Below are 24,463 nucleotides of genomic sequence, written 5' to 3'. Positions count from 1 at the left end.
ATAATGGGCGGTGGTGAGCACGCGGCGAATGCACGCAATGATCGTCGAACGTATCGGTGCGCAAGTTGTCAGCCGGGGAGACCGGCTGTGCCAGGTACAGTGTCACAGTAAAGAATTCAACGTCATTTCTTGAGGAAACCATGAGTGCTATCGTAGATATCATCGGTCGAGAGATTCTCGATTCGCGGGGCAACCCCACCGTCGAATGCGACGTGCTGCTCGAGTCGGGCACGATGGGCCGCGCCGCGGTGCCGTCGGGCGCGTCGACGGGTTCGCGTGAAGCAATCGAACTGCGCGATGGCGAAACCGGCCGTTACGGCGGCAAGGGCGTGCTGAAGGCCGTCGAGCACATCAACACCGAAATCTCCGAAGCGATCATGGGCCTCGACGCTTCCGAACAGGCTTTCCTCGACAAGACCCTGCTGGAACTCGACGGCACCGACAACAAGTCGCGCCTCGGCGCGAACGCGATGCTGGCCGTGTCGATGGCCGTCGCGAAGGCTGCCGCTGAAGAAGCCGGCCTGCCGCTGTACCGCTACTTCGGCGGCTCGGGCGCGATGCAACTGCCGGTGCCGATGATGAACATCGTCAACGGCGGCGCGCACGCCAACAACAGCCTGGACATCCAGGAATTCATGATCGTGCCGGTCAGCCAGCCGACCTTCCGCGAAGCACTGCGCTGCGGCGCCGAAGTGTTCCACGCGCTGAAGAAGATCCTGTCGGACCGCGGCATGAGCACGGCCGTCGGCGACGAAGGCGGCTTCGCGCCGAACTTCGGCAGCAACGACGAATGCCTGTCGACCATCCTGCAAGCTATCGAGAAAGCAGGCTACCGCGCCGGTGAAGATGTATTGCTGGCACTCGACTGCGCAGCCAGCGAGTTCTACCACGACGGCAAGTACCAACTGGCCGGCGAAGGCCTGCAACTGTCGTCGACGGAATTCGCGGATTACCTCGCGAACCTGGCCGACAAGTTCCCGATCGTGTCGATCGAAGACGGCATGCACGAAAGCGACTGGGCCGGCTGGAAGATTCTGACCGACAAGCTCGGCAAGAAAGTGCAACTGGTGGGCGACGACCTGTTCGTCACCAACACGCGCATCCTGAAGGAAGGCATCGAGAAGGGCATCGCCAACTCGATCCTGATCAAGATCAACCAGATCGGCACGCTGACGGAAACCTTCGCGGCGATCGAAATGGCCAAGCGCGCCGGCTACACGGCCGTGATCTCGCACCGTTCGGGCGAAACCGAAGATTCGACGATCGCGGATATCGCGGTCGGCCTGAACGCCGGTCAGATCAAGACGGGTTCGCTGTCGCGTTCGGACCGCATCTCGAAGTACAACCAGTTGCTGCGCATCGAAGAAGACCTCGGTGATATCGCCAGCTACCCGGGCAAGTCGGCGTTCTACAATCTGCGCTAATGGCTGGTTTGCTGGCGCTGACCGATGAGCCGGTTATCCTTCGTTTCTGATTGACCCCGCCGCCCTGCGTATAGCGCAGGGCGGCGTGTATTTATTGTGCTTACTTCATGCGGCTTGTCACTGCTGTCCTGATCGTTCTACTGGCGCTGATCCAGTACCCGCTCTGGTGGGGGCACGGCGGTTGGTTGCGCGTGCACGAGTTGCAGCAGCAACTGGCGCAGCAAGTGCAAAAGAATGCTGATTCGAAACTGCGCAACGAACGCATTCAGGGCGAAGTGCAGGATTTGCAGAACGGCACGGCCGCAGTCGAAGAGCGGGCGCGCTATGAAATGGGCATGGTGAAGGACAGCGAAGTGTTCGTGCAGTTCGTCTCGCCGAATGCGCCGTTGCCGACGGCGAACACGCCTTCGGTTACGACGTCCACGCGTGGTGAGATGTCGACCGCGCCGCTGCATGTCGTGCCGAATCCGGAGTCGCGCGCGAAGCCGGATCGCAAGCATGGTGGTAAAGCGGCTGCCGCGAAAGACAAGAAGCCTGCGCACTGAGCTTCGCCGTACCACAACAGCGGTTCAGTACGAAGGATGCAAAAAAGGCACGGTTAGAACCGTGCCTTTTTCTTTGGGCTCGCCGCCGCCGCGCCGAGCCAGGATTCTCGCCGCGTGCGTAAGCTTGCCGCCGCTTACCAGCCCCAGTACGGCCCGTAACCGATGCCGACACCCGTGCCCCAGCCGTGTCCCCATCCACCGCCGTAATAGCTGCCGTACACGCTGACAGGCGGCGTGTAGTAACGCGACCACGCCTGCGCTGCGTTTTCGGCGGCCATTGCCTGATTCTGCTCGGCCATCACCTGATGGTCGATGGCGTCATACCGCTGGCGCTCTTCTGGCGTCAATGGTTGGGCGGTGGCAGCCATGCCCGACTGATCCGCAGGCAGTCGGCTATAAATCGGCGACGGGCCCGGCGGGTCCATCATGCAGCCCGCAAGCGCGCCACTGCCGACGACGACAGCCACAGCGACCGTGCGCGCACAGCCCAGCAGCGGTATCAACGAAGTAGGGTGGTTCATGTTCGATCTCCATCGGTCGGATGCCTAAGCAAATCATGCGCCGCGCGCACCGCCAATGATTCAACGCAATGATCAAAGATACTGCGCCGCCCGGGCCCTGAAAAGGCAGCGGGCGGCGCGGTATTTTTTCTGCCGCTGCCGCCATGCAGGCGCGATGAACCGCCGTTCGGCGCGCATGGAATGCACGCGCCCCGGCAAGCCGTTTAATGCCGCTGGTCAGCCGCGGGCGTTACACCTTGTGAGAGCGCCTCGGCGACAAAAAGTTGCGCGACGTCGACCGGATCGAACTCGTAACGCTGGTTGCAGAACTCGCAATGAATCTCGACATGGCCGCGCTCTTCGAGCACGCTGTCGACTTCCTCGCGGCCCAGCATCTTCAGCATGCCGCCGACTTTCTCGCGCGAACACGTGCACTCGAAGCGCGCCGTGGCCGGTTCGAAATGCTGCACGTTTTCCTGCCAGAAGAGGCGGCGGAAAATCGTTTCCGGTTCTTCCTTCAGCAGCTCGTCTTGCGACATCGTGCCGCCCAGCGTGCAAACGCGCTCCCACGTATCCGCGTCCAGATCGCCCGGATGGGGGACGATGCCGCCGTCGCCCGGCAATTTTTGCAGCAGCATGCCGACCGCGCGCTCGGTGTTCGCCGCGAGCCACAGGCGCGTGTCGAGCTGCTCCGAGTGGTGCATGTAATGCTCGAGCACCTCGGCCATTGAGTTGAGCGGGCCGTCCACGCCCGACAGCGGCACGATACTTTGATACGGCTGCTGGCCGGGCTGCTTGTCGGCAGGGTCGAGCGTAATCACGCAACGGCCGTGGCCGCTCGCGTTCAGCAGGTCGACCATGCTGGTCGTCTCGCCGATCACATTGGCCGCTTCGCCGGACAGCTTGGCGGTCGCGCGCATCGACAGATCGGAGCTGCACTGCACCACCAGCATCTTGACCGGGCCGTCGCCGAAAATCTGCATGATGAGCGTGCCGTTGAACTTGAGGTTCGCCGACAGCAGCGCGCACGCGGCCATCATTTCGCCCAGAACCGTCCGCACCGGCGCCGGATAATCGCGGCGCGTCAGCACTTCCTGCCACGTATTGCGTAGCGAAACGATCTCGCCGCGCACCGGCGCTGCGCTGAACATGAATTTTTGCAACTGGTCGCTCACAACTTTTCCTCGGTCGAATGACGCAGCGTGATGCCGCGCCGTGCGCGCCGCGCGCTCCGGCTGGTTAGCCGATACGCACGAGCTGCGCCTTGTAATATTCGCGGCGCTCGGCATACGTTGCCGCGCCGCGCTGCATGTTGGCGATATCCGTCTCGGTCAGTTCGCGCACCACCTTGGCGGGCGCGCCGAGAATCAGCGAATTGTCGGGAAATACCTTGCCCTCGGTGACGATGGCGCCCGCTCCGACCAGACAGTTGCGGCCGATTACCGCTCCATTCAAGATCACCGCCTGAATTCCGATCAGCGAGCCCTCCTTGATCGTGCAGCCGTGCAGCATGACCTGGTGGCCGACCGTCACGTTCGGCTCGATCGTCAGCGGAAAACCGGGGTCGGTGTGCAGGACGGCGTTTTCCTGCACGTTGCTGCCGGCGCCGATGGTGATCGGCTCGTTGTCGCCGCGAATCGTCGCGCCGAACCAGACGCTGGCGTTCTCCCCGAGCGTCACGTTGCCGATGATGCTCGCTGAATCGGCGACGAATACGCTTTCATGGATGGTCGGGGCGGCTTCGCCAAGTTTGTAAATGGTCACGGTGTCTCCTCTTGATCGGTCACTGCGCGCGCTGGACAGGGCGCCGAACTGCCCGAAACGTCTTACCGTGCCGGGCTGCCCGGCCTCGCCGGCGCGTCGGGCGCGTCGGATGGTCGAATCGAGTATTGTAAACGGTTGTGTGGTTGGGCCGCTTGGTCTGGCCGCAGGGACGTTCGCCGCTTCGGGGTTCGGGCTGCCGTCCGCGTGGTTGCGGCCCGGGGCGTGTTTTGAAAACCGTATGCCAAAACGTCGGTTGCCGCCGGTTTTGCCATTTCCTTAGCCATGCCGTTTTTGGCTTCCTTTGCCGTTTCCCTTGTCGATCCGCTTGCCATGATGTCCGCCGCACCGTCCGTTTCGCCTGATTCGCCTGATTCGCGCGCCACCACAGCAGCGCCCGAGGCCCGTTGTGCGCGCACCGCAGCGCTCGTCGCATTGCGCGACGCCGATCCGACCGCCAAGGCCGCCGCGGCCCGCTCGCTCTACGCCTCCGTGCTCGACGGCAGCATGGCATGCGCTGCGGACGCCAAACTCGACGAACCGGCCGGCCTGCCGGGCCGTCCCGCGCGACCCGACCTGGTCGATCCGCGCGGTTTGAAGCGGCGCAGCATGCAAGCGCCGCAAGGGCGCGCAGTTCTGTTGCACGCGCTCGCGCACATCGAATTCAACGCCATCAACCTTGCGCTCGACGCGGTCTGGCGCTTCGTCGGCATGCCCGCCGCCTTCTATACCGACTGGCTCAAGGTCGCCGCTGAAGAGGCATACCACTTCTCGCTGCTGACCGCGCGCCTCGCCGAGTACGGCCACGTCTACGGCGATTTTCCGGCTCACGACGGTCTGTGGGACATGTGCGAGCGCACGCGCGGCGACGTGCTGGCGCGCATGGCGCTGGTGCCGCGCACGCTCGAAGCCCGCGGCCTTGACGCCTCGCCGCCGATCCGCGCGCGCCTGCTGCAGGCCGGCGACCAGGCGTCGGCGGCGATTCTCGACGTGATCCTGCGCGACGAAATTGGCCACGTGCTGATCGGCAATCGCTGGTTCCGTCATCTGTGCGACGGCAGCGGCCTCGACCCTCACGCGACTTACGCGCGCCTCGCCGACCAGTATCACGCACCGAAATTACGCGGTCCGTTCAATTTCGAGGCGCGCCGCGACGCCGGTTTCGACGAAGCCGAACTGGCCGAACTGGCAGCGCTGGCGGGCCTCGACGCGCAGGAAGCGGCGCCGCCGTCTGCCGGCGACTGAGACTTCCTTCACCATCCGACCCCGCGCATCGGCGGGCTATCTCGTTATAATCGAACGACCATTCTTTTTTTGGACATGCCGTTCATGAACACTTCGCAGTCTGAATTCGTCGCCGTGCGCGGCATCCGTTTGCATGTGCGGCGCTGGGGCAACCCGGATGCGCCGATGCTCTTCATGCTGCACGGCTGGATGGACGTGGCCGCCTCGTTCCAGTTCGTCGTCGACGCGCTGGGCGGCGACTGGCAGGTGCTCGCGCCCGACATGCGCGGCTTCGGCCTGTCGGACTGGCCGGTGGCGGAACGCGGCGGCGGCAACTACTGGATTCAGGACTATCTGGCCGATCTCGACGCCTTGCTCGACCACTACGCGCCGACCGGCGAAGTGAATCTGGTCGGCCACAGCATGGGCGCGAACATCGCCTGCATGTATGCGGGCGTGCGGCCGGAGCGCGTGCGGCGGGTGGTCGACCTCGAAGGCTTCGGTCTCGCGCCATCGCATTCGGCGCAAGCGCCCAAGCGGCTGCGCAACTGGCTCGACGAATTGCGCGATCCGCCGCAACTGAAGCGCTACGCGTCGCTCGACGACGTGGCCGCGCGTCTGATCAAGACCAATCCGCGGCTCGACCCGCAGCGCGCGCAGTTTCTCGCGCGGCATTGGTCGAAGCCGGACGGCGAAGGGCGCTACATGCTGCTCGCCGATCCGGCGCACAAACTGCGCGGCCCGGCGCTGTACCGTCTCGACGAAGTGATGGCGACGTGGCGCAAGGTGAGCGCGAAGGTGCTGCACGTGGAAGCCGCCAATTCGCCGACGCTCGTGCAGATCGCCGGCGAGATTCCGCTCGATGAATTCAAGGCGCGCTTTCAGGCGTTCCCCGACTGGCGCGAGAAGATCGTCGACGAAGCGGGGCATATGGTGCACCACGACCAGCCGGAGCAGGTGGCTGCGTTGATCGAGGGATTCTGCGCGTAGCGCTTTCAAAAAGTTTTGGGTCTCCCTTCGGGGCGTCCGTTGTGAGATAGCTCTGCGTCCACTTACTGCGTTGCAGTAAAATGAGCGAAGAACCTTTTCAAGACAATGATGAACGCCGACCTCCACTGTCACTCCACCGTTTCCGACGGCCAGTTCGCGCCGGCCGACGTCGCGCGCCGCGCGCACGCGGGCGGCGTGACGCTGTGGGCGCTCACCGATCATGACGAACTGGGCGGCCAGCACGAAGCCAGAAGTACCGCCGAGGCGCTTGGCATGGACTACCTGAGCGGCGTCGAGATCTCGGTGACATGGGCGTCGCGCACGGTGCACATTGTCGGACTGGGGATCGATCCGACCAGCTCGATCCTGCTCGACGGTCTCGCGCGCACCCGCAACGGCCGCGCCGCGCGGGCGGAGGCGATCGGCGAACAACTCGCCACGCTCGGCATTCCCGACGCCTATCAGGGCGCGCTCAAATACGTGTCGAATCCGGACATGATTTCGCGCACGCATTTCGCGCGTTTCATGGTGGAAAGCGGCTACGCCAGTTCCACGCAGGACGTGTTCACCCGCTATCTCGGCGATGGCAAGCCCGGTTATGTGGCGCATCGCTGGGCGAAACTGGCCGACGCGGTCGGCTGGATCCAGGCCGCCGGCGGCGAAGCCATCATTGCGCATCCGGGGCGCTATGCTTACTCGCCGGTCGAATTCGACGCGTTTTTCGCCGAATTCATCGATCTCGGCGGGAAGGCGATCGAGGTGGTGACGGGTAGCCACACGCCCGATCAATACCGCGAATACGCCGATGTCGCGCGCCGTTTTGGTTTCGAGGCGTCGCGCGGGTCCGACTTCCACGCACCCGGCGAGGGCCGCGTCGATCTCGGCACGCTGCCACCGCTGCCCGCCGATCTGAAGCCCGTCTGGGAACGCTGGCTGTGACCGCGCCGTGCCGTCGCGGCACGTCAGGCGCGAAAGCGGGCCGAGCGCCGCGCGTGCTTTCGTCTGATCTTCCGACCCGTGTTCAGCCGCAGTTCAATTTGCCGTCTATCCGCTTTCATCCGTGAGCCAACGTTAGTCGCCATGTCCCAATACTTCCGGCTTCATCCTGATAACCCGCAGCCGCGCCTCGTCAAGCAGGCCGTGCAGATCATCAATGATGGCGGCGTGGTCGCGTTGCCGACGGATTCGAGCTACGCGCTCGCCTGCCATCTGGACGACAAGGACGCGGTCGAGCGTCTGCGGCGCATTCGCGGACTCGACGAGAAGCAGCTGCTGTCGCTGCTGGTGCGCGATCTGTCGGAACTCGCGAACTTCGCGATGGTGGACAACCGGCAATACCGGCTGATCAAATCGGTGACGCCGGGCCCTTACGTGTTCGTCCTGCAGGCCACCAAGGAAGTGCCGCGGCGCCTGTCGCATCCGTCGCGCAAGACCATCGGCCTGCGCGTGCCGGATCACGCGATCACGCTGGCGATCCTCGAAGAACTCGGCCAGCCGCTGCTCGGCTCGACGCTGATCATGCCGGGCGAAACCCAGCCGCTGAACGACCCGGAAGAAATCCGCGAGCGCCTGGAGAAGCAACTGGATCTGGTGATCGACAGCGGCCCGTGCGTGTGCGAGCCATCCACGGTGATCGATCTGACCGGCGCGGAACCGGTGCTGGTGCGGCAGGGGCGCGGTTCTCTCGCGCCGTTCGGCCTCGAAGAGACGGCATGAGTGAAAGCGGACAGACGCACGCAATCGCGTTGTTACAATAACGAGTTATGGATTCTTCCCTGATACAGACCATTGCGGTGTACGCGCTGCCGGTGATTTTCGCCATCACGCTGCACGAAGCCGCCCATGGCTACGTCGCGCGCTGGCTCGGCGACAATACCGCCTACGTGCTCGGCCGCGTCTCGGTCAATCCGATGCGGCACATCGACCCGCTCGGGACGATTGCGATTCCCTTGCTGCTGTACTTCGCCACCAGCGGCGCGTTCATGTTCGGCTACGCCAAGCCGGTGCCGGTCGCCTTCGGCAATCTGCGCAATCCGCGCTGGGGCAGTCTGTGGGTCGCGGCGGCGGGTCCGGCCTGCAACTTCGTGCAGGCGCTGATCTGGGGGCTGTTCGGCGTCGCGCTAGCGGTGCTGAACGTCGACGAGCCGTTCTTCACGCGCATGGCGGGAGCGGGCGTCGGCGTGAACCTCGTGCTCGGCGTGCTCAACCTGTTTCCGCTGCCGCCGCTCGACGGTGGCCGCGTGCTGATGGCGCTGTTGCCGCCGCGGCAATCCATTACGCTGTCGCGCCTCGAACCGTACGGGTTTTTCATCGTGATGGCGCTGGTCATGACGGGTACGCTGACGCGATACTGGTTGAACCCGCTGGTCACGATCGGCTACGGCGCGATCACCGCCATTCTGACTCCCCTTGTTTCGCTTTTCTAGATAACCATGTTCCCAGACCGTATCTTCTCCGGCATGCGGCCCACCGGGTCGTTGCACCTCGGCCACTATCACGGCGTGCTGAAAAACTGGGTGCGGCTGCAGTCCGAGTACCCGTGTTTCTTTTGTGTGGTCGACTGGCACGCGCTGACGACGCACTACGAAACGCCCGAAGTCATCGAAAAGAACGTCTGGGACGTGCTGATCGACTGGCTGGCCTCCGGGATCGATCCGGCGCAGGCCACGCTGTTCATCCAGAGCAAGGTGCCTGAGCACGCCGAACTGGCGCTGCTGCTCGGCATGAGCACGCCGCTCGGCTGGCTCGAACGCGTGCCGACCTACAAGGAACAGCAGGAGAAGCTGAAGGACAAGGATCTGTCCACTTACGGCTTTCTCGGCTATCCGGTGCTGATGGCGGCGGACATTCTGCTGTATCGCGGCTCGCTCGTGCCGGTTGGCGAAGATCAGGTGCCGCACGTCGAAATGACGCGTGAAATCGCTCGCCGTTTCAACTACCTGTACGGCCGCGAACCAGGCTTCGAAGAGAAGGCCAGCGACGCCGCGAAAAAGCTCGGCGGCAAGCGCGCCAAGCTCTATCACGAATTGCGCAACGCCTACCAGCAGGAAGGCGACGACGAAGCGCTCGAACAGGCGCGCGCCATGTTGCAGGAATCGCAAAGCCTGTCGATGAACGACCGCGAGCGTTTGTTCGGCTACCTCGAAGGTTCGCGCAAGATCATTCTGGTCGAGCCGCAAGCCATGTTGACCGAGGCGTCGCGCATGCCGGGTCTCGACGGCCAGAAAATGTCGAAGTCGTACGGCAACACGATCGGCCTGCGTGAAGACGCGGAGACCATCACGAAGAAAGTCCGCACCATGCCCACCGATCCGGCTCGCGTGCGCCGCACCGATCCGGGCGACCCCGACAAGTGCCCGGTGTGGCAGCTTCACCAGGTTTACACGGACGAAGCCACCCACGAGTGGGTGCAGAAGGGCTGCCGGACGGCCGGCATCGGTTGCCTCGAGTGCAAGCAGCCGGTGATCGAAGGCATTCTGCGCGAGCAGCAGCCCATGCTAGAGCGCGCGCAGAAGTACATGGACGATCCGTCGCTGTTGCGCGCGATCGTCGCCGACGGCTGCGACAAGGCCCGCAGGTTCGCCACGGAAACGATGCGCGATGTGCGCGAGGCCATGGGGCTCTCGTACAACTGACGAGCGGCGCCGACCTGATGAGTACTCCCGCTACCGCCGCCGTGCATGGATTGGGCGAGCCGTCGCCGTGGGTGCGCGATTGGGCGCATCTGGTCAGGAAACGCGGCGCGGTGCTCGACGTCGCGTCCGGGGCGGGGCGGCATGCGCGGTTCTTTGCGTCGCTGGGGCATCCGGTGACCGCGATCGACCGCGACACGGCGGCGCTCGACGCGCTGCGCGGCGAGCCGCTCGTCACCCCGCTCGAAGCCGACCTCGAAGGCGCCGCGTGGCCCTTGCCCGCTGACGCGAAATTCGCCGCCGTCGTGGTGACGAACTACCTGCACCGGCCGCTTTTTCCGCAGCTTTTGCGCTCGCTCGCGCCCGGCGGCGTACTGGTTTACGAGACCTTCGCGCAAGGAAACGAAAGCGTCGGCAAACCCTCTAATCCGGCGTTTCTACTGGCGCCCGGCGAGCTTCTCGACCGCGTGCGCGGCCAGCTCCGGGTGGTCGCTTTTCAGGACGGTTTTCTTGCGCAGCCGCGCCCGGCCTACGTCCAGCGGATCTGCGCAATTCTGGAGGCGGAGCGCTCAGACGACCCCGCGCAGGCGGCACCCCCGCCTTGTTACGAGTTGGCTGGCTAATCCGCTACAATCGCGGTTTACCTGATCAAATTCATGGCGTTTCATGACTAACGGCAACCACAGCAGCAACGACAGCGTTCAGATTCGCGGCAGCATTCCTGCCATCATCACCCCGATGCTCGAAGACGGCAGCCTCGATCTGCCGGCGTTTCGCAAACTGATCGACTGGCACGTCGCGGAGGGCACGAACGCTCTCGTCGTGGTCGGCACCAGCGGCGAGTCGGCCACGCTGTCGGTCGAAGAACACGTACTGATGGTCAAGACCGCGGTCGAGCATACGGCGGGCCGGATTCCGGTGATCGCGGGCTCGGGCGGCAACTCCACGACCGAAGCCATCGAACTCACCCAGCAGGCCAAGGAAGTCGGCGCCGACGCCACGCTCCAGGTCGTGCCGTACTACAACAAGCCGACGCAGGAAGGCATCTACCGCCACTTCGCGAAGATCGCTGAAACCGTCGATCTGCCGGTGATTCTGTACAACGTGCCGGGCCGCACCGTTGCGGACATGAGCAACGAAACCATTCTGCGCTGCGCGCAGGTGCCGGGCATCATCGGTGTGAAGGAAGCGACGGGCAATATCGATCGCGCCGCGCATCTGATCAAGTCCGCGCCCGCGCACTTCGGCATCTACAGCGGCGACGATCCCACCGCGATCGCGCTGATGCTGCTCGGCGGCCACGGCAATATTTCGGTCACCGCCAACGTCGCGCCGCGCGCGATGAGCGATCTCTGCAAGGCTGCTCTCGCCGCGGATGCGAAGACCGCGCGTGAGATTCATCTGAAACTCCTGTCGCTGCATAAGAACCTGTTCATCGAATCGAATCCGATTCCGGCCAAATGGGCACTGCAGCAACTGGGTCGTGTGCAGGGCGGCATCCGCCTGCCGCTCACGCCGCTCGACGCGCAATACCACGAAGTGGTGCGCGGCGCGCTGCGCGAAGCGGGCCTGCTGGGCTAGGCGGATCGCGTCCGCGGCACCCACCAGCGCTAACGAAAGCCTGCCACCGGCACTCCCTTAACCGACGTCGATCCAGCCCACGTTCCCGGCACACAGAACCAAGGCACCGCGTTCCAGCATCACGAAGGACCTCATGAAACGTTCCGCACTTTCCCTCCACGCAACCCGCATGGCGGCGCTGGCGCTTGCCCTCACGACGCTCGCCGGCTGTGACACGCTGAACGACTGGTTTGCTTCCGACCGCGTCAACTACAAGGGCGCGGGCAGCGCGCCGCCGCTCGCCGTTCCGAACGATTTGAGCACCACCAAGACTGATGAGCGCTACGTCGCTCCGCCGGCCAATCTGGCGCTGGGCGGCGCGCAGACGCGCGCGGTGACGGCCGCCGGCAATTCGACCGAAGGCCAGCCGAACGCGCAGGATCCGCTCGGCATGCATATCGAACGTGACGGCGATCGCCGCTGGCTGGTCGTCGACGGCCGTTCGCCGGAACAACTCTGGCCGCAGTTGCAGGAGTTCTGGCAGGAAAACGGCTTCGCGCTGAAGACCGACGCGCCGGCCACCGGCATCATGACGACCGACTGGGCTGAAAACCGCGCCAACATTCCGGACGACTGGTTCCGCCGCACGGTCGGCAAGGTCATCGACTTCGCGTATTCGTCGGGCACGCGTGACAGCTTCCGCACGCTCGTATCGCGTGCGCCGGGCGACACGACCGACATCTCCATTACGCACAGCGCCATGGAAGAAGTGTTGACGGGGCAGGACAAGACGTCGTCGCGTTGGGAAGAGCGCCCGCGCGATCCGGCGCTCGAGGCGCTGTTCCTCACCAAGCTGATGCAGAAGTTCGGCCTGACCGAAGCGCAATCGAAACAACTGCTGACTGACGCGCGTACGGCGGTTGCGCCGGCCACGATCGATCAGAGCGCGGGCGCATCCACGCTCGACCTGCCGGAGTCGTTCGATCGCGCATGGCTGCGCGTGGGCCTCGCGCTCGACCGCACCAACTTCACCGTCGACAACCGCGATCGCGCGAAGGGCATTTATTACGTGCGCTACGCGGACTCGATGCAGGAACTTAAAAAAGAAGGGCTGCTTGGCAAGCTGTTCTACAGCGGCAATTCGTCGAAGAAGCCGAGTCAGGAATTCCTCGTCAACGTGCGCTCGAAGGGCGACACGGTGACGCAGGTGGCGGTGCTGACTGCGAACGGGCAGGTCGACAATTCGTCCGACGCGCAGCGCATCGTGACGCTGCTGCACGCGCAACTGAACTAAGCGGACCGTGAGGTTCGCGAGTCTCGGTAGCGGCAGTGAAGGCAATGCCTTGCTGGTGGAAGCGCAAAGCGGCGCGACCACCACGCGTGTGCTGCTCGACTGCGGGTTTTCGGCCAAGGAAGTCGAGCGGCGTCTGACGCGGCTCGGCGCGAGCGTCGACGGTCTCGATGCGATTCTGATTACGCATGAACATAGCGACCACATTGGCAGCGCGCTGACTCTGGCGCGCAAGTGGTCGATTCCGTTGTACATGAGCTGGGGCACCGCCCGCGCGGTGGGCGCCGACGAAGCCGATGTCGACCTGCAGGTGCTGTGGGGCGACGAAGCGGTGGCGATCGGCGACCTCAGCATTCTCCCTTACACCGTTCCGCACGACGCCCGCGAGCCGCTTCAATACGTGCTCTCGAACGGCGCGAGCCGGCTTGGCGTGCTGACGGATGTCGGCACGTCCACGCCGCATATCAGCGCGGTGCTGAGCGGCTGTGACGCGCTAGTGCTCGAATGCAATCACGACGTGCGGATGCTGGCGGGCAGCCGTTATCCGCAGTCGCTGAAGGCGCGCATCGGCGGCAATCATGGGCATTTGAACAACGACGCGGCGGCTGAAATTTTGGCCTCGCTTGATCGATCGCGGTTGCACCATCTGGTTGCCGCGCATCTGAGTCAGCAGAACAATTTGCCGGAACTGGCGCAGGCTGCGATGGCCGGTGTGCTGGGCGCGGCGCCGACGGAAGTGGTGGTGGCTTCGCAGGATGAGGGGTTTGCGTGGCTGAGCGTGTGATCCGCGTCTGACGCTTGATTCGCGGCGCGGCAGACGCCGCGGCGCCATGAAAAAAGCCCATAACGATCGCTCGTTATGGGCTTTTTCTTTCAGGGCGGCGCGTTTCGAACGCCACGGCCCGAATCAGGCTTAGTTGCGGTTGCCGCCGAAGATGCCGAGCAGCGCCAGCAGGTTGACGAAGACGTTGTACAGGTCCAGGTAGATCGCGAGGGTGGCGGTGATGTAATTCGTTTCACCGCCGTTCACGACGCGCTGCACGTCGAACAGCATGTAGGCCGAGAAGATCACGATGGCCATGACCGACACCGTGAGCATCAGCGCCGGCAGATGCAGGAACACGTTCGCGACCGATGCGAGCAGCAGCACGATCACGCCCATGAACAGCCACTTGCCGAGGCCCGAGAAGTCACGCTTGCTGACCGTGGCGATGGTTGCCATCGACGCGAAGATCACACCAGTGCCACCGAAGGCAAGCATGATCAGCGACGGGCCGTTCGAAAACCCGAGCACGAAGCTCAGGATGCGCGACAGCATCAGGCCCATGAAGAACGTGAAGCCGAGCAGCACGAACACGCCGGCCGCGCTGTCTTTGGTCTTCTGGATGGCGAACATGAAGCCGAAGGCGATCGCGAAGAACGCCAGCATGCTCATGGCCGGACTCGTGGCGGCGAACAGCGAGAAACCGGTGGTGAGGCCCACCCACGCGCCGAGCACTGTCGGAATCATGGACAGCGCGAGCAGCCAGTAGGTGTTCCGTAGCACGCGGTTACGCGTTTCGACCGTGCTGACCGCGCCATTGCGGCCAAAGCTATACGGATGTTCGTTCATGGTCTCTCCTTACCTCAGAAGCGTGATGCGTATGGTTGTGAAGCGGGTTGTGGCGAGTCGGGCTGCGCCGGTGGGGAATTCTGCCGCCGGCCGCGGCGCTCTCATCCCTAAGATTGGCGCGCGGGCAGGGAGTTTCAATGCCCAGAAAATACCGACACCGCCTACGCTACCAGTATTCGGAAACTCCTGCCTGGAGTCTTTCAATGTTGTAAGGGTTCAATCGCAATCATACACGGGAACATGCTACAATAGCGGATTCATTTGAATCTGTAACCTCTTAATTTTTTGGAGTTTTTATGGCGATCGAACGCACCCTGTCGATTATCAAGCCGGACGCAGTGGCCAAGAACGTGATCGGCCAGATCTACAGCCGTTTCGAAAACGCTGGTCTGAAGATCGTGGCTTCGCGCATGGTTCACCTGTCGCGCGCCGACGCGGAGAAGTTCTACGCCGTGCACGCCGCACGTCCGTTCTTCAAGGACCTGGTCGATTTCATGATCTCGGGCCCGGTCGTCGTGCAAGCGCTCGAAGGCGAAAACGCCATCCTGAAACACCGTGATCTGATGGGTGCAACGGACCCGAAGAAGGCTGAAAAGGGCACGATCCGCGCCGACTTCGCTGACAGCATCGACGCGAACGCAGTGCACGGTTCCGACGCGGCTGAAACGGCCGCCGTTGAAATCGCGTTCTTCTTCCCGCAAGTGAACGTCTACTCGCGTTAAGCAGGACTTGCCTCGGGCGATTCGTGTAGCCGATTGGATTTATCGCACGAATCGCCCGGCAAAGTAGTAAGGTAAAAGCAGCAGGAATGGGCGCGAACGGCATTGCGTTCATGCAGCTTGTTGCATGAACGTAGTCTCGCACTGAAATGGCAGGATTCGATATGACGAGCAGTCCCACCGTCAACCTTCTCGACCTCGACGCCCAAGGGCTTGTCGCCTACTGCGACAGCCTGGGCGAGAAGCCGTTTCGCGCCAAGCAATTGCAGCGCTGGATTCACCAATACAACGCCGCCGACTTCGACGGCATGACCGATCTGGCGAAGTCCTTGCGCGAAAAGCTCAAGGGGCGCGCCGCGATCTCGATGCCGGGCATCGTCAGCGACCATATTTCGACCGACGGCACACGCAAGTGGCTGATCGACGTCGGCAACAGCAACGCGGTTGAAACCGTCTACATTCCCGAGGAAACGCGCGGCACGCTGTGTGTGTCGTCGCAGGCCGGGTGCGCGGTCAACTGCCGTTTCTGTTCGACCGGCAAACAGGGTTTCTCCCGCAATCTCACCACCGGCGAAATCATCGGCCAGTTGCGCATGGCCGAGTTCGCGCTGCGCGCCTCGCGTGGCGTGGACGGCGGCCGCGCCACCGGTGGTGACGGCAAGGGCGAGCGGGTCGTCACGAACGTCGTGATGATGGGCATGGGCGAGCCGCTGCTCAATTACGACGCGGTCGTGCCGGCCATGCGTCTGATGCTCGACGACAACGCCTACGGCCTGTCGCGCCGCCGTGTCACGCTGTCCACCTCAGGCGTCGTGCCCATGATGGACCGCCTCGGCGCCGATCTGCCGGTGGCGCTCGCGGTCTCCTTGCATGCGCCAAGCGATCCGCTGCGCGACATGCTGGTGCCACTGAACAAGAAGTACCCGCTGCGCGAACTGATGGCGGCTTGCCAGCGCTATCTGAACGTCGCGCCGCGCGACTTCATTACGTTTGAATATTGCATGCTCGACGGCGTGAACGACAGCGAAGCGCAAGCGCGCGAATTACTGGCCATCACGCGCGACGTCCCGTGCAAGTTCAACCTGATTCCGTTCAATCCGTTCCCCGAATCGGGCCTCATTCGCTCGAAACCGGAACAGATCAAGCGGTTTGCACAAGTGTTGATGGACGCGGGCGTCGTCACCACGGTGCGCAAGACACGCGGCGATGATATCGACGCTGCCTGCGGTCAGTTGGCCGGCGCGGTGAAAGACCGCACGCGCCTCGCTGAGCGCACCGGGAAGGCAGCGAAGATCATCGAGGTTCGCGCCGTGTAATCGCGTGGGGATGGCAGGGCGCCGGCGTTCGGAGAAAGCTCCGCGAACGCGCGACAACCTGTTGTGCCGGTGTTGATTGAAAAGAAAGTTTGCAGAAGCGATCGGAAGCGGCGCACAAGGCCGCGCATTTTGTTATAAACGGTCTGCGATTCGGACGTGAGGCTTGAGCCCGTCCGGGTTGCACCAGTGAAAAAGAATCGACGCGAAAGGATTTGGGATGAGTGAGCCGCAGCACCCGCAGCCGCAGGACACAGACACGAACGAAGGCCATCCGGCGCCAGTCGCACGGGCGGCGGTGCAGCCTGTTGTGCAGCCGGGCATGGATTCGTTGGCGGCGGTTGGCGCGCGCTTGACCCAATTGCGTGAATCGAAAGGTTGGACGATCGACGACGTGTCGGCGCGTCTCAAGGTGTCCGCCATCAAGCTGCGCGCGCTGGAATCGGGCGACATCAGCCACTTGCCGGACACGACTTTCGCACTGGGCGTGGTGCGCAGCTACGCGAAGATGCTCGGCGCCGATCCCACGCCATTCACGGCGGCATTGCGCCGCGAGAAGGGTGTGCCCGAGCCGGATCTGTCGATGCCGGCGTCGTCGGGTAGAGATTTGCCGCGCGGCAAGGTGTCGCTTTCGCTGGGCGGCAGTGGGCAAAAGAGCCGCTCATGGTTGTGGGGCGTGGCGGCGGTGATCGTCGCGGTGATCGCGCTCGGCATGTGGCATACCAATGGCGGCGATTCGTCGGCGTGGCTTGCACGATTGAAAGCGAGCGCGAGTGGCGCCGCTGGCGGCGCGACCGGCGCATCAGGCGCGGTGGCGCAGGGTCAATCGGCAGGTTCGGAAGAGGCTGCTTCGGCGCCGGACACGCAGGCAGCAACAGAGAATGCAGCGTCGGCTACGCCGATGCCCGCGCCGCTCGCCACCGGTACGGTGCCTTCGTCGGCGCCTGCGGTCACGGCGATGACGGCTGCGCCGAAGGCCGGCTCGCAGGCTCCTGCGGCGCCGGGTGCGAGCGCGGCGGCAGCGACGGTGGCGCCGGCCGCGGGTCAGGCGATCGTCGCATTGCGCGTGAAACAGGACAGCTGGTTCAGCGTGCGTGGCAAAGATGGCAAGGAAGTGTTCTCCGGCCTCGTGCACGCAGGTGACACCAAGGAAGTGACGGGCGAAGCGCCGTTCAAGGTCACGCTCGGCAACACGGCCGGCCTCGACTCGCTGACGCTCGATGGCCAGCCGGTCGATCCGTCGAAATATGCGGCGGCCAAAGGCAATGTGGCGCGTTTCGCGCTGCCTTGACAGATACGGTATGCGCCGCGGCCAACCGGTCCGCGGCGCTTTTTCAATTCAGGCGCTACGTCTTTTGTGTGGCGCATGCGGCGTAAATGGGTTTTTCGATGCAATCCGAAGCTCAATCCCAATCCAGTAGCAAGATCGTTTCAAGCGAGCCGGTGTTCGGCGGCCAGGCCGCGCGGCGCAAATCGCACGCGGTTGACGTCCGTTGGGGCGGCCAGCTTGTCACCATCGGCGGCGACGCACCCGTGCGCATCCAGTCGATGACCAACACGGACACCGCGGACGCCATCGGCACCGCGATCCAGATCAAGGAACTGGCGCAAGCCGGCTCGGAACTGGTGCGTATCACGGTGAACACGCCGGAAGCGGCCGCGGCCGTGCCGGCCGTGCGCGAGCAGCTCGACCGCATGGGCGTGTCGGTGCCGCTGGTCGGTGACTTCCATTACAACGGGCATTTGCTGTTGCGTGACTACCCGGCGTGCGCGGAGTCGCTGTCCAAGTACCGGATCAATCCGGGCAACGTCGGCCACGGCGCGAAGCGCGACACGCAGTTCGCGCAGATGATCGAAGCCGCGGCGAAGTACGACAAGCCGGTGCGTATCGGCGTCAACTGGGGCAGTCTCGATCAGGACCTGCTCGCGAAGATGATGGACGAGAACGCCGCGCGTTCCACGCCGTGGGAAGCGCAAAGCGTGATGTACGAAGCGCTCATCCAGTCGGCGATCGGTTCGGCGGAGCGGGCGGTGGAACTCGGCCTGTCGCGCAATCAGATCATTCTGTCGTGCAAGGTCAGCGGCGTGCAGGATCTGATCGCCGTCTACCGCGAACTCGCGCGCCGTTGCGATTTCGCGCTGCATCTCGGCTTGACCGAGGCGGGCATGGGGTCGAAGGGCATCGTTGCATCGACCGCGGCGTTGTCCGTGTTGCTGCAGCAGGGCATCGGCGACACGATCCGCATTTCGCTCACGCCGGAACCGGGCGCCTCGCGCACCGGCGAAGTGATCGTCGGCCAGGAAATCCTGCAGACCATGGGTCTGCGCTCATTCACGCCGATGGTGATCGCGTGTCCGGGTTGCGGCCGTACCACCAGCACGCTGTTCCAGGAACTGGCGTCGCAAATCCAGACCTATCTGCGCACGCAGATGCCGGTGTGGCGCGATCAATATCCTGGCGTCGAGAAGATGCACGTCGCGGTGATGGGCTGCATCGTCAACGGCCCGGGCGAATCGAAGCAGGCCAATATCGGCATCAGCCTGCCGGGCTCGGGCGAGAACCCGGCCGCGCCGGTGTTCATCGACGGCGAGAAGGTCAAGACGCTGCGCGGCGATAACATCGCGCAAGAATTCCAGCAAATCGTGAGTGACTACGTCGAGCGCAGCTATGGCCGCGCCACGGTAGCCAACTAAACATCGGCTCTCGAAATACAGATGACTGAACAGAAGAAAAAGCTCGAAAAGCTCTCCGGCGTGAAGGGCATGAACGACATCCTTCCGCAGGAAGCCGGGCTGTGGGAATTTTTCGAAACGACCGTCAAGTCGATGTTGCGTTCGTACGGATACCAGAATATTCGTACGCCGATCATCGAGCATACGCAGTTGTTCAAGCGCGGTATCGGCGAAGTGACCGACATCGTCGAGAAAGAGATGTACAGCTTTACCGACGCGCTGAACGGTGAAAATCTGACCATGCGCCCGGAAAACACGGCAGCGGTGGTGCGCGCGGCGATCGAACACAACATGCTGTACGACGGTCCGAAGCGCCTGTGGTACATCGGCCCGATGTTCCGCCACGAGCGTCCGCAGCGCGGCCGCTATCGCCAATTCCATCAGGTCGGCGTGGAAGCGCTCGGCTTTGCCGGTCCGGACGCCGACGCTGAAATCATCATGATGTGCCAGCGTCTGTGGGACGATCTCGGCCTGATGGGCATCAAGCTCGAAATCAACTCGCTGGGTCTCGCGGAAGAACGCGCGGCGCACCGTGTCGAATTGATCGCGTACCTCGAAAAGCACATGGACGTGCTCGACGAAGAAGCGAAGCGTCGTCTCTATACGAACCCGTTGCGCGTGCTGGATACGAAGAATCCGGCCATGCAGGAAGTCGCGCAGAACGCGCCGAAGCTGATCGATTTTCTCGGCGAAGAATCGCGCGCGCATTTCGAAGGTTTGCAGCGCATTCTGAAGGCGAACAACATCCCGTTCACGATCAATCCGCGTCTCGTGCGCGGTCTCGATTATTACAATCTGACCGTGTTCGAATGGGTGACCGACAAGCTCGGCGCGCAGGGCACCGTCGCGGCCGGCGGCCGGTACGATCCGCTGATCGAACAGCTCGGCGGTAAGCCCACGGCGGCATGCGGCTGGGCGATGGGTGTCGAGCGGATCCTCGAATTGCTGAAGGAAGAGCAACTCGTGCCGGAAGACGAAGGTTGCGACGTGTACGTGGTCCACCAGGGCGACGCGGCGCGCGAGCAGGCGTTCATCATCGCCGAGCGTCTGCGTGACACCGGCCTCGACGTGATCCTGCATTGCAGCGCCGACGGTCAATCGGCCAGCTTCAAATCGCAGATGAAGCGTGCCGACGCAAGCGGCGCGGCCTTCGCCGTGGTGCTTGGCGAGGACGAGATCGCCAACGGCACGATCGGTGTGAAACCGCTGCGCGATACAAATGCTAACGGCGGTAAAAACGAGCAACAAAACGTGCCGGCCGAAGACTTGACCGAATTTCTAATCAATGCGATGGTTGCAACCGCCGAAGACGGCGACGACTGATCGCGATGTCGTCGAGCCGGTTGGTTTCCGATCGGGTTCGACACGCACACGTAGCAAGAAAGAGGAAATCGCCGGGCAATGAGTTACCACGACGAACAAGAATCGATTGAAGGTCTGAAGGCATGGTGGGCGCAGTGGGGCAATGCAACCACATGGATCGTGCTGGTGGCGCTGGTGGCCGCGGCCGGCTGGAACGGCTGGAATTTCTGGCAACGGCGCGAGGCGGCGGAAGCCGCCGTGCTGTATGACCAGGTCCAGCAAGCCGTGGCATCGGGCGACAAGGCGAAGATCACCCGCGTCGCCACCGACATGGAAGACAGGTTCAGCCGCACCGCGTATGCGCAGATGACTGCGCTGGGCGCCGCCAAGGCGCTATACGCCGCGGGCGACGAAGCCGCCGCGAAGGCGCAACTGCAATGGACCATCGATCACGCTAAAGATGACGAGTTCAAGCAGATCGCCAAGCTGCGCCTCGCTTCGCTACTGCTCGACGACAAGGCTTACGACCAGGGCCTCGCGCTGCTCGCCGAACCGCAGTCCGACGCGTTCAAAGGCATCGTGGCGAACGGCCGTGGCGATCTGCTCGCCGCTCAAGGCAAGCGCGACGATGCGCGCGCGGCCTACAAGCTGGCCCTCGACTCGTTGTCGAAAAACGATAGTTCGGCACGCCAGTTGATTCAGTTCAAGCTGGACGCGCTGGGCGGCTGATCGCCGCATATGAGCGCCACAGTCAGCGCCGCGTGCAACGACCAACCGGTCTCCTTTAATTAATTTCCTGAATGCTTCGTCCACCGATGAATCTGCTGAAACGTTACGCTGTGCCCGTTGCCTGTGCGATGACCGTGCTCACCATGGCGGCTTGCTCATCCACGAAAGACGAGCGCCGCGTGCCGACGCCGCTCACCGAGTTCAAACCCGTGCTCGACGTGCAGCAGGCCTGGAAGGCGAGCGTCGGCAAGGCCGGGCGTTACCTGTTCTCGCCGGTTGCGGTCGGTAATGCGGTGTACGCGGCTGGCGCGAACGGTTCGGTTGCGAAGATCGACGCGCAAACCGGTCAGGACGTCTGGCGCGTCAAGCTGCACGACGACCTCTCGGCAGGTGTCGGCAGTGATGGCACGCTTACGGCGGTCGGCGGCCTGAAGGGCGACGTCTACGTGCTCGGCGCGGACGGCAAGCAACTGTGGACCGCCAAGGCGCCGGGCGAGATCATCTCGCCGCCGCTCGTCGGCAATGGCCTCGTGGTGGTGCGTACGGTCGACGGTCAGATCGTCGCGTTTAACGCGCAAACCGGCGAACAGAAGTGGAACTATCGCAACCGCGCGGTGCCGCTCAATCTGCGCGTATCGTCGGGCATGACGTTCGCGGGCGACGCGGCCGTACTGGCCGGTTTCCCGGGCGGCGCGTTCGCGGCGATCAACCTGCAGACGGGCGACAACTACTGGCAAACGCCGGTGTCCTATCCGAAGGGCGTGACGGAAGTCGAGCGTATCAACGACGTGACCGGTCCGCCCACGCTGGTCGGTTCGGAAACCTGCGCCGTGACGTTCCAGGGCCAGATTGGCTGTTTTGACGCGAACTCGGGTCGCGCCGTGTGGGAAAAGGCGTTCTCGAGCACGAGCGGTCTGGCGCAGGATGATGGCGCCGTGGTGGCAGCGGACGACTGGTCGGTGGTGTCGGCGTTCGACGTCAGCAGCGGCGCGCCGCTGTGGAAGAACGACAAGCTGAAGAACCGCGACCTGAGCGTGCCGTTCATTCTGGGTCACGCCGCGGTACTGGGCGACTACCAAGGTTACGTGCACTTCCTGTCCCGTGACGACGGCACGCTCGTCGCGCGCGTGAAGACGGACGGCAGTCCGATTACCGCGGCGCCGGTACTCGCCGGCGAGACACTGGTGGTACTGACGCACGACGGCGATCTGTACGGCTACCGCCCGCGCTGATCGCGCGAGTCAATCGCCGTCTGGCGTGCAGGCCGGCTTCGCCGGCCGCGCGCGTTTTTGTCGAGTTTTCCGTTTGAGTGGTAGTTGCAGGGCAGAGTGAGTAGAAGAATTCGCCGGACTGGCTGGTCCGGCAAGTCGGATCAGACATGGCGCACGGGCCCACGTGGCCATCGGTGGTTGCTTGCGGCACTACCTTCGGCGGCATCCTCGCACGCACTGCAAAGAATCGTATTCGAACTGGCGTGCGAGCCGTCGAGCAGTAAAGACTGAACCTGGCGGCCCCATGGCGCCGCCCATACAGCCAAACCCCCGTCCGCCCGGGTGCGCATATTGACAGCACATCCGGGGCTGGCCGAATTCGTGATAATTTTCGTCAAACGCTGCCGTGTAGCGGCCGCATGGCGTCGCTACGCGGCCGGTCGATTTCGATCCCGCGTTTCACCGTGAACAACATCTGATGAAACCCGTTATTGCCCTCGTTGGGCGCCCCAATGTGGGGAAATCCACGCTGTTCAACCGGCTCACGCGCTCGCGTGACGCGCTGGTTGCCGACCTGCCCGGTCTCACGCGCGATCGCCACTACGGCGAAGGGCGCACCGGCGAGCGGCCGTATCTGGTCGTCGACACCGGCGGCTTCGAGCCGGTCGCGAAAGACGGCATCCTGCACGAAATGGCGCGCCAAACCCGCCAGGCGGTCGAGGAATCGGACATCGTCGTGTTCATCGTCGACGGTCGCAATGGCCTCGCGCCGCAGGACAAGTCGATCGCCGACTATCTGCGCAAGGTCGGCCGGCCGATTTTCCTGGTCGTCAACAAGGCGGAGGGCATGAAGTACAGCAACGTCGCCGCCGACTTCTACGAACTCGGCCTCGGCGACCCGCGTGCGATTTCGGCGGCGCACGGCGATGGCGTCACCGAAATGATCAACGAGGCGCTCGAAGTCGCCTACGCTGGCCAGCCGGAAGAAAGCGACGAAGAGAAGCAGACGCGCGGCGTGAAGATCGCGATCGTCGGCCGTCCGAATGTCGGCAAGTCGACGTTGATCAATGCACTGGTGGGCGAAGAGCGCGTGATCGCGTTCGACATGCCGGGCACCACGCGCGATTCGATCTACGTCGATTTCGAGCGCGGCGGCAAGCCGTACACGCTGATCGATACGGCTGGTTTGCGCCGCCGCGGCAAAGTGTTCGAAGCGATCGAGAAATTCTCGGTGGTGAAAACGCTGCAGTCGATCTCCGACGCCAATGTCGTGATCCTGCTGCTCGACGCGCGCCAGGACATTTCAGAACAGGACGCGCACATTGCCGGTTTCGTGGTGGAGCAGGGCCGCGCCCTGGTGGTAGGCGTGAACAAGTGGGACGGTCTCGATCCGCATGTGCGCGACCGCACCAAGGCGGATCTCGAGCGCAAACTAAAATTTCTCGATTTCGCCAAATTCCATTTTATTTCCGCCGCGGAAAAAACAGGGATCGGCCCGTTGATGCGCTCCGTCGACGACGCCTACGCAGCCGCCATGGCCAAGCTGCCGACGCCGAAGCTCACGCGCGCGCTGATCGATGCCGTGGAATTCCAGCAGCCGCGCCGACGCGGTCCGGTGCGCCCGAAACTGCGTTACGCGCACCAGGGTGGACAGAATCCGCCGATCATCGTGATTCACGGCAACGCGCTCGACGCGATCACCGAAACGTACAAACGCTACCTGGAAAACCGCTTCCGGGAAACTTTCAAGCTGACTGGGACTCCATTGCGCATAGAGTTCAGATCGTCGACGAACCCTTACGCGGATAAAGGCTAGACCCAGGCTGAAACCCGCGTGTGTGCTGGCTTTGGCCGCCTGGCCAGGCCTCCCGCGCAAAAATGAAAATCGGCTATAGTGTAGCGGTTGACGGTGGATCT

Annotated in this window: 24 protein-coding genes; 20 read left to right on the top strand and 4 right to left on the bottom strand. The window is 63.5% G+C overall.

Annotation, left to right across the window (positions count from 1 at the left end):
* Nucleotides 1-140: 140 nt before the first annotated feature.
* Both eno and ftsB read left to right on the top strand, forming a co-directional pair.
* The gene (gene eno / locus PQR32_RS23255) at nt 141-1,424 is read left to right on the top strand and encodes a phosphopyruvate hydratase (protein ID WP_115106943.1); all 1,284 of its coding nucleotides are present in this window, start codon (nt 141-143) and stop codon (nt 1,422-1,424) included.
* A gap of 107 nt (nt 1,425-1,531) precedes the next feature.
* The gene (gene ftsB / locus PQR32_RS23250) at nt 1,532-1,969 is read left to right on the top strand and encodes a cell division protein FtsB (protein WP_408232172.1); all 438 of its coding nucleotides are present in this window, start codon (nt 1,532-1,534) and stop codon (nt 1,967-1,969) included.
* A 134-nt stretch (nt 1,970-2,103) separates the two neighbouring features.
* Here ftsB and PQR32_RS23245 read toward each other — a convergent pair whose 3' ends face one another.
* The 3 genes from PQR32_RS23245 to PQR32_RS23235 form a co-directional block, all read right to left on the bottom strand.
* A complete protein-coding gene (locus PQR32_RS23245) occupies nt 2,104-2,490 on the bottom strand; it encodes a hypothetical protein (protein WP_408232169.1) in 387 nt (128 codons plus the stop codon).
* Between the two features lie 203 nt (nt 2,491-2,693).
* Nucleotides 2,694-3,644 (bottom strand): Hsp33 family molecular chaperone HslO, encoded by a 951-nt coding sequence (gene hslO, locus PQR32_RS23240; protein WP_408232166.1) that lies wholly within the window; start codon nt 3,642-3,644, stop codon nt 2,694-2,696.
* Nucleotides 3,645-3,708: 64 nt separating this feature from the next.
* Nucleotides 3,709-4,233 (bottom strand): gamma carbonic anhydrase family protein, encoded by a 525-nt coding sequence (locus PQR32_RS23235; protein WP_408232163.1) that lies wholly within the window; start codon nt 4,231-4,233, stop codon nt 3,709-3,711.
* A 330-nt stretch (nt 4,234-4,563) separates the two neighbouring features.
* Here PQR32_RS23235 and PQR32_RS23230 point away from each other — a divergent pair, with 330 nt between their 5' ends.
* The 10 genes from PQR32_RS23230 to PQR32_RS23185 all read left to right on the top strand — a co-directional run bounded on the left by PQR32_RS23230 (nt 4,564) and on the right by PQR32_RS23185 (nt 13,711).
* Complete coding sequence (locus tag PQR32_RS23230) at nt 4,564-5,475, top strand: ferritin-like domain-containing protein (RefSeq protein WP_408232160.1); 912 nt, start codon at nt 4,564-4,566, stop codon at nt 5,473-5,475.
* A gap of 84 nt (nt 5,476-5,559) precedes the next feature.
* A complete protein-coding gene (locus PQR32_RS23225) occupies nt 5,560-6,444 on the top strand; it encodes an alpha/beta fold hydrolase (protein WP_408232157.1) in 885 nt (294 codons plus the stop codon).
* Nucleotides 6,445-6,552: 108 nt separating this feature from the next.
* Nucleotides 6,553-7,383 (top strand): 3',5'-nucleoside bisphosphate phosphatase, encoded by an 831-nt coding sequence (locus PQR32_RS23220; protein WP_408232154.1) that lies wholly within the window; start codon nt 6,553-6,555, stop codon nt 7,381-7,383.
* A 141-nt stretch (nt 7,384-7,524) separates the two neighbouring features.
* Nucleotides 7,525-8,160 (top strand): L-threonylcarbamoyladenylate synthase, encoded by a 636-nt coding sequence (locus PQR32_RS23215; RefSeq protein WP_408232151.1) that lies wholly within the window; start codon nt 7,525-7,527, stop codon nt 8,158-8,160.
* A gap of 47 nt (nt 8,161-8,207) precedes the next feature.
* Complete coding sequence (locus PQR32_RS23210; protein WP_408232148.1) at nt 8,208-8,870, top strand: site-2 protease family protein; 663 nt, start codon at nt 8,208-8,210, stop codon at nt 8,868-8,870.
* Nucleotides 8,871-8,876: 6 nt separating this feature from the next.
* Nucleotides 8,877-10,079, top strand: coding sequence for a tryptophan--tRNA ligase (locus PQR32_RS23205; protein WP_134455641.1), 1,203 nt, complete (start codon nt 8,877-8,879; stop codon nt 10,077-10,079).
* A 17-nt stretch (nt 10,080-10,096) separates the two neighbouring features.
* Entirely contained in the window at nt 10,097-10,699 is a 603-nt protein-coding gene (locus PQR32_RS23200; protein WP_408232145.1) for a class I SAM-dependent methyltransferase, read from the top strand.
* Between the two features lie 43 nt (nt 10,700-10,742).
* Complete coding sequence (gene dapA / locus PQR32_RS23195; RefSeq protein ID WP_310814692.1) at nt 10,743-11,657, top strand: 4-hydroxy-tetrahydrodipicolinate synthase; 915 nt, start codon at nt 10,743-10,745, stop codon at nt 11,655-11,657.
* Nucleotides 11,658-11,790: 133 nt separating this feature from the next.
* A complete protein-coding gene (gene bamC, locus PQR32_RS23190; RefSeq protein ID WP_408232142.1) occupies nt 11,791-12,930 on the top strand; it encodes an NlpB/DapX family lipoprotein in 1,140 nt (379 codons plus the stop codon).
* Between the two features lie 7 nt (nt 12,931-12,937).
* Nucleotides 12,938-13,711 (top strand): MBL fold metallo-hydrolase, encoded by a 774-nt coding sequence (locus PQR32_RS23185; RefSeq protein WP_408232139.1) that lies wholly within the window; start codon nt 12,938-12,940, stop codon nt 13,709-13,711.
* A gap of 129 nt (nt 13,712-13,840) precedes the next feature.
* Here the strand turns inward: PQR32_RS23185 and PQR32_RS23180 are convergent, their stop codons facing one another.
* Nucleotides 13,841-14,539: a Bax inhibitor-1/YccA family protein gene (locus PQR32_RS23180; RefSeq protein WP_106279488.1), complete on the bottom strand. Its 699-nt coding sequence runs from the start codon at nt 14,537-14,539 to the stop codon at nt 13,841-13,843.
* A gap of 296 nt (nt 14,540-14,835) precedes the next feature.
* Here PQR32_RS23180 and ndk point away from each other — a divergent pair, with 296 nt between their 5' ends.
* The 8 genes from ndk (at nt 14,836) to der (ending at nt 24,362) form a co-directional block, all read left to right on the top strand.
* A complete protein-coding gene (ndk, locus tag PQR32_RS23175) occupies nt 14,836-15,261 on the top strand; it encodes a nucleoside-diphosphate kinase (protein WP_012433533.1) in 426 nt (141 codons plus the stop codon).
* A 161-nt stretch (nt 15,262-15,422) separates the two neighbouring features.
* Nucleotides 15,423-16,574 carry a dual-specificity RNA methyltransferase RlmN gene (gene rlmN / locus PQR32_RS23170; protein ID WP_408232136.1) on the top strand — a complete coding sequence of 384 codons (1,152 nt, stop codon included), beginning with the start codon at nt 15,423-15,425 and terminating at the stop codon, nt 16,572-16,574.
* A 217-nt stretch (nt 16,575-16,791) separates the two neighbouring features.
* Nucleotides 16,792-17,862 (top strand): helix-turn-helix domain-containing protein, encoded by a 1,071-nt coding sequence (locus PQR32_RS23165; RefSeq protein ID WP_408232133.1) that lies wholly within the window; start codon nt 16,792-16,794, stop codon nt 17,860-17,862.
* An 86-nt stretch (nt 17,863-17,948) separates the two neighbouring features.
* Nucleotides 17,949-19,265, top strand: coding sequence for a flavodoxin-dependent (E)-4-hydroxy-3-methylbut-2-enyl-diphosphate synthase (gene ispG / locus PQR32_RS23160; protein ID WP_408232130.1), 1,317 nt, complete (start codon nt 17,949-17,951; stop codon nt 19,263-19,265).
* 21 nt (nt 19,266-19,286) lie between these two features.
* Nucleotides 19,287-20,627 carry a histidine--tRNA ligase gene (gene hisS, locus PQR32_RS23155; protein ID WP_408203769.1) on the top strand — a complete coding sequence of 447 codons (1,341 nt, stop codon included), beginning with the start codon at nt 19,287-19,289 and terminating at the stop codon, nt 20,625-20,627.
* A gap of 78 nt (nt 20,628-20,705) precedes the next feature.
* Nucleotides 20,706-21,335: a YfgM family protein gene (locus PQR32_RS23150; protein ID WP_408232127.1), complete on the top strand. Its 630-nt coding sequence runs from the start codon at nt 20,706-20,708 to the stop codon at nt 21,333-21,335.
* An 86-nt stretch (nt 21,336-21,421) separates the two neighbouring features.
* The gene (bamB, locus tag PQR32_RS23145) at nt 21,422-22,567 is read left to right on the top strand and encodes an outer membrane protein assembly factor BamB (protein ID WP_408232124.1); all 1,146 of its coding nucleotides are present in this window, start codon (nt 21,422-21,424) and stop codon (nt 22,565-22,567) included.
* Nucleotides 22,568-23,024: 457 nt separating this feature from the next.
* Nucleotides 23,025-24,362, top strand: a complete 1,338-nt coding sequence (gene der, locus PQR32_RS23140) for a ribosome biogenesis GTPase Der (RefSeq protein ID WP_408232121.1) — start codon at nt 23,025-23,027, stop codon at nt 24,360-24,362.
* Nucleotides 24,363-24,463: the final 101 nt, after the last annotated feature.

The sequence above is a fragment of the Paraburkholderia dipogonis genome (assembly GCF_046027395.1).
GTDB lineage: Bacteria > Pseudomonadota > Gammaproteobacteria > Burkholderiales > Burkholderiaceae > Paraburkholderia > Paraburkholderia dipogonis_A.
This window is presented reverse-complemented; position numbering and strand designations above follow the sequence as displayed.

What these genes read in the sequence shown, in the direction of transcription:
- eno (WP_115106943.1), top strand. Translation starts at nt 141, where the DNA reads ATGAGTGCTATCGTAGATATCATCGGTCGAGAGATTCTCGATTCGCGG.
- ftsB (WP_408232172.1), top strand. Translation starts at nt 1,532, where the DNA reads ATGCGGCTTGTCACTGCTGTCCTGATCGTTCTACTGGCGCTGATCCAG.
- PQR32_RS23245 (WP_408232169.1), bottom strand. Translation starts at nt 2,490, where the DNA reads ATGAACCACCCTACTTCGTTGATACCGCTGCTGGGCTGTGCGCGCACG.
- PQR32_RS23230 (WP_408232160.1), top strand. Translation starts at nt 4,564, where the DNA reads ATGATGTCCGCCGCACCGTCCGTTTCGCCTGATTCGCCTGATTCGCGC.
- PQR32_RS23225 (WP_408232157.1), top strand. Translation starts at nt 5,560, where the DNA reads ATGAACACTTCGCAGTCTGAATTCGTCGCCGTGCGCGGCATCCGTTTG.
- PQR32_RS23220 (WP_408232154.1), top strand. Translation starts at nt 6,553, where the DNA reads ATGAACGCCGACCTCCACTGTCACTCCACCGTTTCCGACGGCCAGTTC.
- PQR32_RS23215 (WP_408232151.1), top strand. Translation starts at nt 7,525, where the DNA reads ATGTCCCAATACTTCCGGCTTCATCCTGATAACCCGCAGCCGCGCCTC.
- PQR32_RS23210 (WP_408232148.1), top strand. Translation starts at nt 8,208, where the DNA reads ATGGATTCTTCCCTGATACAGACCATTGCGGTGTACGCGCTGCCGGTG.
- PQR32_RS23205 (WP_134455641.1), top strand. Translation starts at nt 8,877, where the DNA reads ATGTTCCCAGACCGTATCTTCTCCGGCATGCGGCCCACCGGGTCGTTG.
- PQR32_RS23200 (WP_408232145.1), top strand. Translation starts at nt 10,097, where the DNA reads ATGAGTACTCCCGCTACCGCCGCCGTGCATGGATTGGGCGAGCCGTCG.
- dapA (WP_310814692.1), top strand. Translation starts at nt 10,743, where the DNA reads ATGACTAACGGCAACCACAGCAGCAACGACAGCGTTCAGATTCGCGGC.
- bamC (WP_408232142.1), top strand. Translation starts at nt 11,791, where the DNA reads ATGAAACGTTCCGCACTTTCCCTCCACGCAACCCGCATGGCGGCGCTG.
- PQR32_RS23180 (WP_106279488.1), bottom strand. Translation starts at nt 14,539, where the DNA reads ATGAACGAACATCCGTATAGCTTTGGCCGCAATGGCGCGGTCAGCACG.
- ndk (WP_012433533.1), top strand. Translation starts at nt 14,836, where the DNA reads ATGGCGATCGAACGCACCCTGTCGATTATCAAGCCGGACGCAGTGGCC.
- rlmN (WP_408232136.1), top strand. Translation starts at nt 15,423, where the DNA reads ATGACGAGCAGTCCCACCGTCAACCTTCTCGACCTCGACGCCCAAGGG.
- PQR32_RS23165 (WP_408232133.1), top strand. Translation starts at nt 16,792, where the DNA reads ATGAGTGAGCCGCAGCACCCGCAGCCGCAGGACACAGACACGAACGAA.
- ispG (WP_408232130.1), top strand. Translation starts at nt 17,949, where the DNA reads ATGGGTTTTTCGATGCAATCCGAAGCTCAATCCCAATCCAGTAGCAAG.
- hisS (WP_408203769.1), top strand. Translation starts at nt 19,287, where the DNA reads ATGACTGAACAGAAGAAAAAGCTCGAAAAGCTCTCCGGCGTGAAGGGC.
- PQR32_RS23150 (WP_408232127.1), top strand. Translation starts at nt 20,706, where the DNA reads ATGAGTTACCACGACGAACAAGAATCGATTGAAGGTCTGAAGGCATGG.
- bamB (WP_408232124.1), top strand. Translation starts at nt 21,422, where the DNA reads ATGAATCTGCTGAAACGTTACGCTGTGCCCGTTGCCTGTGCGATGACC.
- der (WP_408232121.1), top strand. Translation starts at nt 23,025, where the DNA reads ATGAAACCCGTTATTGCCCTCGTTGGGCGCCCCAATGTGGGGAAATCC.